12 protein-coding genes and 1 riboswitch are annotated in these 13,736 nt (G+C 27.6%); of the genes, 10 read left to right on the top strand and 2 right to left on the bottom strand.

What is annotated here, in order from left to right:
• Positions 1–2: 2 nt before the first annotated feature.
• Complete coding sequence (locus ACTG48_RS11155; RefSeq protein ID WP_021384909.1) at positions 3–902, top strand: YegS/Rv2252/BmrU family lipid kinase; 900 nt, start codon at positions 3–5, stop codon at positions 900–902.
• 105 nt (positions 903–1,007) lie between these two features.
• On the opposite strand, the gene ACTG48_RS11150 is transcribed toward ACTG48_RS11155, so the two are convergent.
• Positions 1,008–2,672, bottom strand: coding sequence for a glutamine--tRNA ligase/YqeY domain fusion protein (locus tag ACTG48_RS11150; protein WP_021384889.1), 1,665 nt, complete (start codon positions 2,670–2,672; stop codon positions 1,008–1,010).
• Positions 2,673–2,964: 292 nt separating this feature from the next.
• Here ACTG48_RS11150 and ACTG48_RS11145 point away from each other — a divergent pair, with 292 nt between their 5' ends.
• The 7 genes from ACTG48_RS11145 to ACTG48_RS11115 all read left to right on the top strand — a co-directional run bounded on the left by ACTG48_RS11145 (position 2,965) and on the right by ACTG48_RS11115 (position 10,924).
• On the top strand, positions 2,965–3,678 hold the full coding sequence (locus tag ACTG48_RS11145; RefSeq protein ID WP_021384893.1) for a hypothetical protein: 714 nt from the start codon (positions 2,965–2,967) through the stop codon (positions 3,676–3,678).
• Between the two features lie 160 nt (positions 3,679–3,838).
• Complete coding sequence (locus ACTG48_RS11140; protein WP_021384891.1) at positions 3,839–4,402, top strand: hypothetical protein; 564 nt, start codon at positions 3,839–3,841, stop codon at positions 4,400–4,402.
• Between the two features lie 307 nt (positions 4,403–4,709).
• Positions 4,710–6,410, top strand: a complete 1,701-nt coding sequence (locus ACTG48_RS11135; protein ID WP_479916878.1) for a hypothetical protein — start codon at positions 4,710–4,712, stop codon at positions 6,408–6,410.
• 170 nt (positions 6,411–6,580) lie between these two features.
• The gene (locus ACTG48_RS11130; protein WP_021384904.1) at positions 6,581–7,198 is read left to right on the top strand and encodes a hypothetical protein; all 618 of its coding nucleotides are present in this window, start codon (positions 6,581–6,583) and stop codon (positions 7,196–7,198) included.
• A 111-nt stretch (positions 7,199–7,309) separates the two neighbouring features.
• Positions 7,310–7,478, top strand: a riboswitch (Lysine riboswitch).
• Positions 7,479–7,559: 81 nt separating this feature from the next.
• The gene (locus tag ACTG48_RS11125) at positions 7,560–8,753 is read left to right on the top strand and encodes an aspartate kinase (RefSeq protein ID WP_479916877.1); all 1,194 of its coding nucleotides are present in this window, start codon (positions 7,560–7,562) and stop codon (positions 8,751–8,753) included.
• A gap of 17 nt (positions 8,754–8,770) precedes the next feature.
• Positions 8,771–10,063 (top strand): diaminopimelate decarboxylase, encoded by a 1,293-nt coding sequence (gene lysA / locus ACTG48_RS11120; RefSeq protein ID WP_021384905.1) that lies wholly within the window; start codon positions 8,771–8,773, stop codon positions 10,061–10,063.
• A gap of 204 nt (positions 10,064–10,267) precedes the next feature.
• Positions 10,268–10,924, top strand: a complete 657-nt coding sequence (locus tag ACTG48_RS11115) for an outer membrane protein assembly factor BamD (protein WP_021384890.1) — start codon at positions 10,268–10,270, stop codon at positions 10,922–10,924.
• Positions 10,925–11,069: 145 nt separating this feature from the next.
• Here the strand turns inward: ACTG48_RS11115 and ACTG48_RS11110 are convergent, their stop codons facing one another.
• Positions 11,070–12,155, bottom strand: coding sequence for an AI-2E family transporter (locus ACTG48_RS11110; RefSeq protein ID WP_479916876.1), 1,086 nt, complete (start codon positions 12,153–12,155; stop codon positions 11,070–11,072).
• Between the two features lie 191 nt (positions 12,156–12,346).
• On the opposite strand from ACTG48_RS11110, the gene ACTG48_RS11105 reads away from it, so the two are divergent.
• Both ACTG48_RS11105 and mnmM read left to right on the top strand, forming a co-directional pair.
• Positions 12,347–13,063 (top strand): pseudouridine synthase, encoded by a 717-nt coding sequence (locus tag ACTG48_RS11105; RefSeq protein ID WP_479916875.1) that lies wholly within the window; start codon positions 12,347–12,349, stop codon positions 13,061–13,063.
• A gap of 37 nt (positions 13,064–13,100) precedes the next feature.
• Entirely contained in the window at positions 13,101–13,682 is a 582-nt protein-coding gene (gene mnmM, locus ACTG48_RS11100) for a tRNA 5-(aminomethyl)-2-thiouridylate-methyltransferase MnmM (protein ID WP_479916874.1), read from the top strand.
• The last annotated feature ends 54 nt before the right edge of the window (positions 13,683–13,736 follow it).

Raw genomic sequence — 13,736 nt, 5'->3', positions numbered from 1 at the left:
TAATGAAAAAAGTAAAACTTATATACAATCCTAATTCAGGTGAAAAAAAGATATTATCAAATTTGGACACGATTATAGAATTATATCAGGAACGAAATTATTTATTGATACCCTATAGATTGAATATTAAAGAACCGGTAAAGAATGCATTTAAGGAAGTGGATAGTTCTTATGACCACGTACTTATAGCAGGTGGTGATGGTACCATAGATTTAGTGGTAAATGCAATGAAAGAATTAGACATAAGAATTCCAGTTGGAATTTTGCCTACAGGAACTGCAAATGATTTTTCAAATGCTCTTCAAATTTCATTTGATATAAAAGAAGCTATAAAGAAAATCATAAATTCAAAACCGAAGAAAATAGACATAGGGAAAGTTAATAATAAGTACTTTATAAATGTGGCAAGTGCTGGTATGTTTACAGATGTATCACAAAGGATAAACACAGACTTAAAAAATTCATTTGGAAGAATTTCTTATTATATAAAGGGAATAGAAGAAGCATTGTATATGAGGAAGTTTAAGATAAAAGTATCTTCTGAAGAAATGTATTATGATGGAGATATGTATCTTATGTTGATTTTTAATGGCAAAACAGCAGGAAATATAAATCTAGCATACAAAGCTGAGATAGATGATGGTTATTTAGATGTAATTATTTTTAAGGGAATGCCAATTCCAAAATCAATACCAGTTTTGATAAGTGTGCTTAGAGGTGATTACTTAGATCAATATAATGGAAATGAAATACTGTACTTTAAAACTAAAAAAGTATATATAGAATGTGAAGATTCTCTTATAACAGATATTGATGGAGAAAAAGGTCCAGATTTTCCTCTTAGCATAGAATGTATAAAAGATGGAATAGAGGTTATGGGGATTAGTAGTGAAAAACGTTAATGGTTTAAAGTAAATTATAAAAACTCAAATAAAAAATTACTTCTAACTAAGGTTATTTATAGTAGAAGTAATTTTTTATTTAAGTCTTCATTTTTTATTGTAAGATTATTTAGCTGGTTTAAAGGAACTTTTTAGAGGAACTATTCTATTAAACACAAGTTTTTCATCAGTTGTATATTTGTTATCTATACTAAAGAATCCATTTCTAACAAATTGGAACTTATCAAAAGGTTTAGCATTCTTTACTTGTGTAGGCTCAACAAAACCTTGTAGTATTTCTAATGAATTAGGATTTATTTGTTCTAAGAAATGCTTACCTTCATTTTCAGGCACATCATCAAGAATTAATGGTTCAAATAATCTAAATTCACATGGTATAGCTGATTTAGCATCAACCCAATGTATTGTAGATTTTACTTTACGACCTGTAAATCCAGAACCACTCTTAGTTTCAGGGTCATAAGTTCCATGTATTTCAGTGACATTTCCATTTTCATCCTTAACTACATCAGTACATTTTACGAAATAAGCACCTTTTAAACGGACTTCATTTCCTGGGAAAAATCTAAAATATTTCTTAACAGGTTCTTCCATAAAATCATCCTGCTCTATATATAATTCTCTAGAAAAAGGAACTAATCTCTTTCCTTGAGATTCATCTTTAGCATTATTTTCTATTTCAAGCATTTCAATTTTATCTTCTGGGTAATTAGTTATAACTAGCTTTAAAGGTTTCAAAATTCCCATAGCAAGAGGTGCTTTTGGTTGTAGATTTTCTCTTAGGAAATAATCAAGCATTTGGCTATCTACTGTAGAATTAACTTTTGATACACCTATTTCACTACAGAAATTGCGTAATGCTTCTGCTGTATAACCCTTACGTCTGATACCAGATATTGTAGGAACACGAGGGTCATCCCAACCATCAACAACACCTTCATCTACAAGTTGTTTTAATTTTCTTTTACTCATAACAGTATTGTTTATATTAAGCCTAGCAAATTCTATCTGTCTAGGTACATTTTCCATTTCACACTCTTTGACAAACCAATCATAAAGAGGTCTTTGGTCTTCAAATTCTAGAGTACATATAGAGTGAGTTATTCCTTCAATTGCATCTTCAATTGGATGAGCAAAAGCATACATAGGATATATGCACCATTTATCTCCTGTATTGTGATGTGTTGAATGAGATATTCTATATATAATTGGATCTCTAAGGTTTATATTTGGAGAAGACATATCTATTTTAGCTCTTAATGTTTTTTCACCATCTTTAAATTCACCATTTTTCATTTTTTCAAATAAATCAAGGTTTTCTTCAATAGTCCTATTTCTATAAGGACTTTCTTTTCCAGGTTCAGTTAAAGTACCACGATATTCTCTCATTTCTTCTTGTGTCAAGTCACATACATAAGCCTTACCTTTTTTTATTAATATTAAAGCTCTTTTGTACATTTCATCAAAGTAGTTAGATGCAAAATTTAACTCGTTCCAATCAAATCCCAACCACTTAACATCTTCTTTTATAGATTCTACATATTCAACATCTTCTTTTAATGGATTTGTATCATCAAATCTTAAATTAGCTTTTCCGTTAAATTCCTTAGCTAATCCAAAATTAAGACATATACTTTTTGCATGACCAATATGTAAATATCCATTTGGCTCAGGTGGAAAACGAGTTATTATACTGTCATGTTTTCCTGTTTCTAGGTCATTTATAATAATATTTTTTATAAAGTTAGATGAGTTCGTTTCATTTGACATATTTTATACCTCCTATTTAATTTGCTTATAATACAGTACACTACACTGTATTGCATAATATTAATTTTAATCCAAGATTAGAAAAAAATAAAGGTGTAATTAAGAGTATTATGCAAAATATTAACTTTTATACTAAATTTATGTTTTTTACAGTTTATTTACAAAAAATGAGATTTGTTGAATTAATCCTCAAAAGACTGTATTATAATATGTATATTGTTAAGAATATTATGTGAAGTTAGTTATCTAAATTTATTTTAAATCTGTTGACAGATTTGTAAAGGAGACGATTATGGGAAAGGTTGCAAAAATTTTATTGAGTTTGCTTGTTATTGCTTTAGTGTTTATAGGTATTGTTGTATACATCTTGACACCAAAAGAGAGATATGATGTTAGTTCACAAAATAATGAAATTATAGATGAAGAATACTTGTCAAAAGGTTCATATATAAATTCCATGGAGGTAGTAAAAAATCCACTTAGAATGGTTGGAAAAGTGTCTGTTTCAGAGGATGAGTTTAGAAATTTAATATATACATTAATGCAAAAGCATGGGATTAAAGAGCTTGAAAATAATTTTGTTGAAATGAAAGATGGAAAAATAAAAGTAGCAGGACCATATAAGGTACTTGGATTAATAAATAGCCAATATGAGCTTGAGTTAAGACCTACTTTAAAAGGAGAAAATCTAATTGTGAGTCTTGAAAATGTGAAACTTGGTAGATTCAAGATAAGTGATAAGATGTTAGAAAAAATATTAAGTAACTATAATAAAAAAGTTCCATTTGAAGTTAATGGAAATAAGATTACTTTAGAAAAAAGTTATCTTTATCCAGTGACTCTTAAAAATATATCTATAAAAAAAGGAAATATTGACTTAGATATGGAAGTAGAAATAGATTTGAAATCACAAATAAATGGGGCATTAGGGTATTTGAAAGATTCTGGAAAGGCTCAAGATATACTAAATCATTTAATTAATTTAAAGAAAACAGCTGTTGGTTAAAAATATAGAAAACTTATATTTATATTTTTATTATATTTTATATAATATTGAAGTACTTTAAAATCAAAATTTGTAAAATAACATTTATTATGTTAGAATGTTTTATGATATTAAGTTATAAGTACGTAATATTATTTAGTTACTAGATTGGGGGGAAATGATGAATAAAGTCTATATTGTAACAACATATACAGGAACTTTATTATCTTACTTAATAAGGAGTATAAGTAAAAAACTGTATACACATGTGTCAATATCACTAAATGAAAATTTAAAGCCAATGTATTCTTTTGGGAGATTAAATCCAAGAAATCCGTTTATTGGTGGATTTGTTGAAGAAAATATAAATCAAGGATTATATGCTATAAGAAAAAATACTGTGTGTAGAGTATATTCATTAGAAGTAGATAATTTACAATATGAAAGTCTATTTAGAAATATAAAATTAATTAGTGATTATAGAGAAGATTACTATTATGATATAATGGCACTGATATATTTGCCAATGAATATTTATAGACAATCTGAATATAAATATGTATGTTCAAACTTTGTTGCTGATATGTTAGAAAAAAGTGAGATAGACATTTTAAATAAACAAGCATTTGAAGTAACTCCAAATGATTTTTATAATTTATCTGGTCTAACCTTGGAATATGAAGGTTTATTATCAGAATATAATTCTAGACAACATTCTTATGTATCAAAAATTGCAAACATCTAAAAATTTATTTTAGAGTTTATCATATAAAAACTATTGCTAGACAATTAGGCTGAAGATAGTAGTTTAACTTCGAGAGGATTAAGAATTCGTAAATCTTAGTTAAAACACTTTCTTCAGTTTTTAAGTTTCTGTGATTATTTGCATTTTTATAGTATTTTTGGGGTATATAGATTAGATATAATTAAATAAAATAGATATATAAATGTATAAAGATATCTTAACATATAAATAAATATGATAAATATTTATTTTTTGTAAATATATGGATATAATAGTAATAATAACATTTTGTAGAGAGGAGTATTAAATGAAACGATATCTTAAAACATATGGAGTTGCGCTAATAATTGTAGTAATTTATGCATTTATTAAATTACCTGTACTTAGATTAGATTTCACATCTTTATTTTCAGTAGGAATAATTTTCTTTGTTGTGGCAGGAATATTGGATATGATGTTGGATAGAAATGAAAGAACATCTAAACTTGCCAAATATAATTTTTCAATAGCAATAGCTTTACTTGTGTATATTGTAGTTGTACCTTTTATAGCCTCTACACCTGTGTTTCATGCAAAGGCATATAAAGAACTATTAGGAAAAGTGACTGAAAGTAAATTTACTGATGATATTAGTCCTGTTAGTGTAAATGACATTCGTCTTGTAGATGAAGATATGGCCATGAAATTGGGTGATAAAAAGCTTGGAGAAGTTCCAGCTATAGGTAGTGTGTCAAAATTAGGAAAATTCCATATACAAAATGTGGATGGAGAGTTGTACTGGGTAGCACCTCTTGTTCATAGAGACATAATTAAATGGGTGACATCTTTAAGTGGTACAAGTGGTTATGTAAAAGTATCCGCAAGTAATCCTCAAGATGTTCAATTAGTTCAAGAAATAGATGGAAAGCCAATAAAGATAGTATACCAACCAGAAGCTTACTTACATCAAGATTTACAAAGACATTTATATATACATGGTATTGTAAATGTCGGTATGACAGATTTTACCCTTGAAATAAATGATGAAGGGAAGCCTTATTGGGTTGTAAGTTTATATGAGCATAAAATTGGTTATGGAGGAGCAAATGCTACAGGAATAGCCACTGTTGACGCAGAAACTGGAAAAATAAATGTTTATAATGTTAAGAATACACCTAAATGGGTAGATAGAATCCAGCCACAAGAATTTATAACAGACCAGATTAAAGACTGGGGTGTTTATGTTAATGGATTTTTAAATTCTGTTATATCAGAAAAAGGAGTATTAGTACCAACAGAAGGAACATCACTAGTTTATGGAAATGATAATAGGTCTTATTGGTATACAGGTATAACATCTTCTGGTGGAGATGAATCTACAATTGGATTTATGTTAGTTGACTCTAGAACAAAAGAAGCTAGATTATATAAACAACCAGGAGCTACTGAGACAGCTGCGATGAAATCAGCTGAGGGTAATGTTCAAGAAAAAAATTATGAAGCAACATTCCCTGTAATGTATAATATATTAGGTCAGCCAACATATGTATCATCATTAAAAGATAAGGCTGGTCTTGTAAAAAGAGTTGCATTTGTATCTGTTGAAGATTATAATGTGCTTGGTATAGGTGAAGATAAAAACGAAGCATTAAGAAACTATAAAGATTCATTAGAGTCTAAGGGAAATGATTTAAAACTTGATAATGACTTAAAAGACGAAGTCATAGAAGGTACAGTAACGAGAATAAGCCCAGATGTACGAGGCGGAAATACTAATTATTATGTAACTTTAGATTCAAATAAAGAAATAATATTCAAGGCCACTTCAAAAGTGTCTAGTGAATTGCCATTGACTCAAGTTGGAGATAAAGTTAAAATATCGTATTCAAAAGAAGCATCTGGTGTAATTGAAATGTCAGAATTTGATAACCTAAATATTGCAAACTTTGAAGACAAAAAAGCAAAAGAGGGAACAGGAACTGACGAAAATACAAACTCTCAAGATTCTGGAAATCAAGAGAATGTATAGTTTAACTTAAAAAGTCTGAAAATAGTATTTAATATGTTAATAGCTAGTTTTTATAAAATTTATTTTTATAAAAACTAGCTATTTTATTTCAATTCTTTGTAAATTTAATGTCATAAAATTAATATAATATTAGTACAACTTTGCAAATAATACTTCAAGGAGAATGTACTATGACAAATATGGAAAAAGAGATATTGCTTTTAATTAGCAGGGTTAGATGTGTTACAGAAGCTCAATTTAGAAAGATTTATGGAGACCAAAAGAGATATAATAAAAAAAACTTTAAAAAAACTTTGAGAAAAATGTGTAGTGAGTATACATTAAAAAAATATCCTTGTGATGTGGATTATTATAATTATAAAGACCTCTCATATGTATACTATTTAAATGGTAGTAAACTTTTTAAGGGAGATGATTTAATAAAGGCTCTAGTAGGGTCAGAATTAGTTGTTAGAATCAATACTGCAGGTTGTGATGTAAAAAGATTCTACCGAAATGTTAGTGTGGATGATATGAAATATGATTTATTTATTGAATATACAGACCAATTTGGTAATATAAAACAAGTTTTAGTAGATGTTGATTTAGATAATGAAATAGATATTTCTAAATATGAAAATCTTTCTAGAAAGATAGATAAATCTACAATTCCATTTTTTAAAGTGCCAAACGTTTTGGTAGTTACGCCAGATAATCTATCTGAATTAAATGACTTAGAGAGATACGATAATGAGTATAGCATAAATTTTATAGATTTAGGGTTAAATAAACTATTTAATTGTATATAAGCTAATTTTAAAAAAGAAGACTATGGATTTGCCACATTTTGTAAAATAATTGTTGCAATATTATATAGAATGTGATAAAACTATATTAATAAATTAATTAAAAAATAATGAGCCTAGGGTAGAGGTAGCTATATTCAATAGTATTCAATAAGAGCTGGTAAGTGTTGATGATTGATGAAAGGGTCTATAGCCGAAGAAAATTTGTTGACGGACGGATTTTCTGGACTTATGCATAATATGTATAAGGCTGTCACTTTTAAAGTGGTGAGCTACAAGGTTACTTGGTCTATGAGATTTACACGTCCAAAGTATACCTTTGGGCGTTTTTATTTATCAAAATTTAACTTGAGGGGGAAAAAGCATGAGTATAATTGTTCAAAAATATGGTGGAAGTTCAGTAGCAGATACTGATAAAATAAAATCAATTGCAGAAAATATAATAGAACGAAGAAAAGAAAATCCACAAATGGTGATAGTTGTATCTGCCATGGGTAAATCTACTGATGAATATATAAAATTGGCTAAAGAATTGAGTAATGAACCTAGTAAAAGAGAATTGGATGCATTGATGTCTACTGGAGAAATGATTTCAGCTTCTTTATTATCAATAGCATTAAATGCACTTGGATGTAAGGCTGTAAGTTATAATGCTTATCAATTAAATATAAAAACAAGTGGTCTTCATGGAAAGTCTCAAATTGATGATATAAATGTAAATAGAATTAAAAATAGTTTAGATGAAGGAAATGTCGTAATAGTAACTGGATTTCAAGGAATCAATGAAGATGGTGATGTAACTACTCTTGGAAGAGGTGGTTCAGATACATCTGCTGTAGCTCTTGCAGTCAAATTAAATGGAAAATGTGAGATATATACAGATGTTGATGGAATCTATTTTACAGACCCAAGAAAATATTCAAAAGCTAGTAAACTTGATGAGATTGAATATGAAGAAATGCTTGAATTAGCAAGTTTAGGGGCACAAGTAATGCACTCAAGAAGTATAGAACTTGCACAAAAATATGGTGTTGAAATTTATGTTGGACGTACATGTGGTACAGTAAAAGGAACATATATAAGAGGGGGAAAAGACATGAAATTAGAGGATAAAGTAATAACAGGATTAGCTACTAGTGATGATGATAGTTCTATAACAATAAAAGATTTTAAAGCAGAAAATATATCTAGTTTATTTGAAGATATAGCAACTATTGGAATAAGTGTAGATATGATAAGTCAAACTGCACCTATTTTAGATAAGATAAGTGTATCATTTACAGTTCCAAAAGAAGAACTAGGTGAATGTAAAAAGATAGTATCTAAATATACAGATGAAGAACATGTAGTAATTGATAATAATATCACTAAATTTTCTTTAGTAGGTCTTGGTATGAAAAATACTTCTGGAGTTGCTGCTAAAGTATTTAAGATATTTAATGAAAATGGTATAATGATAAAACTTATAACTACATCAGAAATTCGTATAACTTGTGCTATAAATTCTGATGATAAGCAAGTAGCTATAGAGAAAATAGCAGAAGTATTTAATATATAAAATTTGGGGAGGATATTATGAAACTTCATGGAACTATGACCGTAAATGATAATGAATTATATATTGGAGGAGTGAGTTGTTTAGAACTTAGTAAAAAATATCAAACTCCACTTTATGTATTTGATGAAGCTTTAGTAAGACAAAACTGTAGAGAATATGTAGAATATTTTAAAGCAAAAGATGGAAAAAATAAGGTTGCTTATGCAGGTAAGGCTTTTTTACCTCTTTACATGTGTAACCTTATAAATGAAGAACAAATGTGCCTAGATGTAGTTTCAGGAGGTGAATTATATACAGCTTATAAGTCAAACTTTCCTATGGAAAAAGTTTTCTTCCATGGAAATAATAAGACTAAAGAAGAAATAAATATGGGATTAGATTTAGGTGTAGGTAAATTTGTAGTAGATAATTTTTATGAATTAGACTTGATTGAAACACTATGTGAAGAAAAAGGTAAGACTCAAGAGATATATTTTAGAATAACACCTGGCATAGAAGCTCATACACATGATTATATAAAAACTGGTCAGATAGATTCTAAATTTGGATTTGCCTTAGTAAATGGAGATTTGTTTAGAGCTATAGAAAAATTAAGTGAATACAAAAATATCAAACTTGTGGGTCTTCATGCTCATATAGGTTCGCAAATATTTGATGTAGAGCCATACATAGATACAGTAGATATAATGATGAACTTGGTAAAAGAAATAAAAGAAAAATTCAATATACAATTAACAGAAATTGACTTAGGTGGAGGTGTAGGAGTTTATTATAGTAAAGAAGATAAGCCTAAAACTATAAAAGAATTCTGTGAGACTATAATCACTAAAGCAGAAAGTTCATGTAAAGAGCTTGGAATAGAAATGCCTATACTGGTAATAGAGCCAGGTAGATCAATAGTTGCAAATGCAGGAAGTACATTGTATACAGTAGGCTCAATAAAAGATATAAAAGATGTTAGAGTGTATGTAAGTGTGGATGGAGGTATGACAGACAATGTAAGACCTTCTCTGTATCAAGCTAGTTATGAATGTAGTATTGTAAATAAAATTAACCATGAGACTATGAATCATGTAACAATAGCTGGAAAATGTTGCGAGAGTGGAGATATATTGATTGGAGATATAGATATAATGGATATTAAAAGTGGAGACATACTTATAACAACATCAACAGGTGCATATGGATATTCAATGTCTTCGAATTATAATAAGATACCAAGAGCGGCGGTAGTCTCAGTATTTGATGGAAATGACAAGATAATATGTAAGAGACAAAGTTATGAAGACTTATTGTCTTTAGAAATATAGAATAAAAATTAAATATTAAAGTTTATTTTAAGTAGATTTGCTAAGGTGTATATAGCTCTAAATTAATTTTTAGTTTGTTGTAGTTATACATAGCATATCTACTTATTTTTCATTTTACTAACAAATTTCTTGTAATAAATATAAAATATTTTAAAAACTTCCTAATTATGATAAAATTTAAAGTATATAACAAGGAGGGGTTTAATGAGAGGAAGAGTAATTTTATTAATATCGATATTATCTATATTTCTTGTAGGATGTTCATTTAATAATAAAGATGAAATAAATTTAACTGAGCAAGGAAAAACATACTTAGAAAAACATGACTATAAAAAAGCTATGGAATCATTGTCCTCTGCATTAGAAGAAGACAATACTAATGAGAATGCAAGGGCTATGTACATGCAAGCTATGAGAATGTCAAATATGATTGAGTTTGAAGAAGTAAAAAATTACGAGGATGCAATTAAGGAACTTAAGCTTATAGAGAAAATAAAAAATGGTTCATCTGTTATTAAAGAAGAAGCAACCAAAAAGAAAGAAGAATTAACGAAGTTAGAAAAAGAGCAAAATGAAGCAGAAGAGCAAAGAAAGAAAAAGGCAAAAGATACAGCAGGAGAAGATAGATATAGAGTAGAATCTGATGCAAGGAAAACTTCTTACAGTAGAAATAATAAAAGTAATAAATCTAGTTCTAAAAATGACAATAAAAAATCAGATGATGATAAATCTGATAATAATAATGGTTCTTCTCAGAATCAAGAAAAACCAAATAATAATCCAACACCAACACCACCTTCTCCAGAGACTAGTGGGGGCTCAGATAGTGGTGGAAATTCTCAAAACTCAAATAATCAATAAAGATAAAATACATATATGTAATTAACAAAATATGTATTATAAAAAATTAACTCTTAGCAAACATAATTTGCTAAGAGTTAATTTTTTTAAAATAATAGAAAGGAGTTAATTTGCAATTAAAAATTAAGCGTGCAATAAGTATAAGTTATTGTAATCGATTGTCTATATATTTATCAACATAAGTTTTTACAACAGCTGCTATTGGTACTGAAAGGAAAACACCTATAAAACCAAATAAAGATTGACCTATTAAAATTGCAGAAATTACCCATATAGCACCTATCCCAACTTGATTACCCATAACTTTTGGTTCTATAAAGTTTCCATCTAATTGTTGTAATATAAATATAAATATAACAACCCATATAGTTTTTTGTGGATTATATAAGATTGTCATAGCTATTGGAGGTATTGCACCAATAAAAGGGCCAAAATATGGTATTATATTACCTAAGAATATTATTGAAGCCAAAAATAAAGCATTTTCTATTCGAATAACAAATTGAAATCCTAAGAATGCAATTATGCCAATAATAAGAGAATCTAATATTCTACCAATTAAATAATCATAAAAAATATCGTGAGTAGTCCTAAAGAATTCTATAATATCATCTGCTTTATTTCTAGCAGTAGAAGAGTATAGTAATTTCTTAAATCCCAATGCAATTTTTTCTTTGTCATATATAATATATATAGACAGTATAAATCCCATTGTCATATTAAATAACATAGAAGATATGCTAAGTGTATAGGCTAATAAGTTTTTAGGAACTCTACTAATAAAACTATTTGCCTCTTTCAATACATTATCTAAGCTATGCTGTATATGAGGAATTAAAGTTTTTAAAAAATCTATGTTTGACATATTTTTTTCTATAAAATTGTTTATATAATCAGTATACAGAGGCATTTCATTTATTAACCTATTTAATGTATTAGCAATTGATGGAATCAATAATCTAATGCCAAAAGCTAAAATAAGCCCTATAAGTATATAAGCTAAAAAAATGGCTAAAAGCCTATGTGTTTTAAATTTTATTTCAAAAAGCATTACTAATGGATTTAGAAGCAAAGCAAGCAAAATGGCTAGAAAAAATGGGCCAAAAAACTTTAAGAATCCTTCAATGCTTGATATAAAATCTGATGGAGTATTAACAAATTTAAAAAATAAAATTCCAATAAACACAACTATTAAATAGTATTTTACATTTTCTTTTGAAATATTAATCACTTCCTTAAAATAGTGTTTAATCAGCTATTACATATTAATAGTATGTGAAAAGAAATTACAATTATTTAGGAAAATTAAATAATTTTTTGGCTTGTTTTTAATTAAGGTCTAGTATAGTATAATAATGTAGCAAAATTAACATTGATAAAAATATTAAATAACATATAATTTAAGATAAGAAAGGATTATGTATGAGAATTAATAAGTATATAGCATCTTGTGGAATTGCGTCTAGAAGAAAAGCAGAAGAAATTATTCTTGAAGGAAGAATAAAAGTAAATGGAAATGTAGTGAGAGAATTATCATTTAACATTGAGGAAGAAAAAGATATAGTAGAACTTGATAATAAAAAAATAAAACTAAGCGAAGAATATGTCTATATAGTATTAAATAAACCAGAAGGATATATAACTACAGTAAAAGATCAGTTTAATAGACCAAGTGTAATAGATATAATTAAAGATATAAAAGAAAGAGTATATCCAATAGGAAGACTAGATTATGAGACTAGCGGATTATTAATACTTACTAATGATGGGGATTTAACATATAAACTTACTCATCCAAAACATGAGATTAATAAAACATATGTAGCAAGTGTGAAGGGTATCATAAGTAATGATGAAATAAAAAAATTTGAGAGAGGATTAAAAATAGAAGATTACACAACAGCACCTGCTGAAATAAGAGTAACTAAAGAAAATAAAGAAAAGAATTATTCTGTGTGTGAAATAACTATACATGAGGGAAGAAATAGACAAGTAAGAAAAATGTGTAAAGCTATAAATCATCCAGTTTTAAACTTAAGAAGGATTTCTGTAGGTAAAATAGTATTAAAAGATATAAAAGTTGGAGAATATAGACACTTAACGAAAGATGAAATAAAGTATTTAAAATCAATAAAATAAGATTGAAATAAGGTTAACAGTAGGGAGAAATAGTATTATGGCATATGCAAAATATTTAACTAAAATTACAGATATAAATAAATTTTATTTAGAAAAGGTTGTAAGTGAGGGTGATATAGTAATTGATGCTACTATGGGAAATGGATATGATACAATATATCTAGCTGAGAAGGTCGGAGAAAAAGGGCTTATATATGCTTTTGATGTACAAGAGGAAGCAATAAAGTCTACAAGAAAAAAGTTAGAAAAAGAAGGATATATGGACAGAGTAAAACTGATATTAGATGGTCATGAAAATATGGATAAATATATAAAAGAAGAAGTTTCATGTGTTTTATTTAATTTGGGGTATCTTCCCAGAGCAAAACATTCAATTATAACCAAACCAGACACAACTTTAAAAGCTCTAAAGTTGAGTTTAGAAAGATTAAAAGAAAATGGAATAGTAAGCATAGCTATATATACAGGACATGATGGAGGTCAAGAGGAAAAAGATTGTATATATAATCTTATCAATAATTTAAATCAAGATGAATTTAATGTTTTAGAATCTAAGTTTTTAAATCAAGTCAATAACCCACCACAATTGATTTTAATTGAAAAGAAAAAATCACAGTAAATACTAAAAAAAACTTGACAAGATTCTATTAAGAGTTAATATATATATTGTGAC

The sequence above is a fragment of the Clostridioides sp. LIBA-6822 genome (assembly GCF_056688955.1).
Note: the sequence above shows the minus strand (reverse complement) of the source record. Positions and strands in the feature narration are given on the sequence as shown.

Bases quoted from the DNA above. Each gene is read 5' to 3' on its own strand.
- ACTG48_RS11145 (WP_021384893.1), top strand. From the start codon at position 2,965: ATGGGAAAGGTTGCAAAAATTTTATTGAGTTTGCTTGTTATTGCTTTA.
- ACTG48_RS11105 (WP_479916875.1), top strand. From the start codon at position 12,347: ATGAGAATTAATAAGTATATAGCATCTTGTGGAATTGCGTCTAGAAGA.
- ACTG48_RS11140 (WP_021384891.1), top strand. From the start codon at position 3,839: ATGAATAAAGTCTATATTGTAACAACATATACAGGAACTTTATTATCT.
- lysA (WP_021384905.1), top strand. From the start codon at position 8,771: ATGAAACTTCATGGAACTATGACCGTAAATGATAATGAATTATATATT.
- ACTG48_RS11130 (WP_021384904.1), top strand. From the start codon at position 6,581: ATGACAAATATGGAAAAAGAGATATTGCTTTTAATTAGCAGGGTTAGA.
- ACTG48_RS11115 (WP_021384890.1), top strand. From the start codon at position 10,268: ATGAGAGGAAGAGTAATTTTATTAATATCGATATTATCTATATTTCTT.
- mnmM (WP_479916874.1), top strand. From the start codon at position 13,101: ATGGCATATGCAAAATATTTAACTAAAATTACAGATATAAATAAATTT.
- ACTG48_RS11125 (WP_479916877.1), top strand. From the start codon at position 7,560: ATGAGTATAATTGTTCAAAAATATGGTGGAAGTTCAGTAGCAGATACT.
- ACTG48_RS11135 (WP_479916878.1), top strand. From the start codon at position 4,710: ATGAAACGATATCTTAAAACATATGGAGTTGCGCTAATAATTGTAGTA.
- ACTG48_RS11150 (WP_021384889.1), bottom strand. From the start codon at position 2,672: ATGTCAAATGAAACGAACTCATCTAACTTTATAAAAAATATTATTATA.
- ACTG48_RS11155 (WP_021384909.1), top strand. From the start codon at position 3: ATGAAAAAAGTAAAACTTATATACAATCCTAATTCAGGTGAAAAAAAG.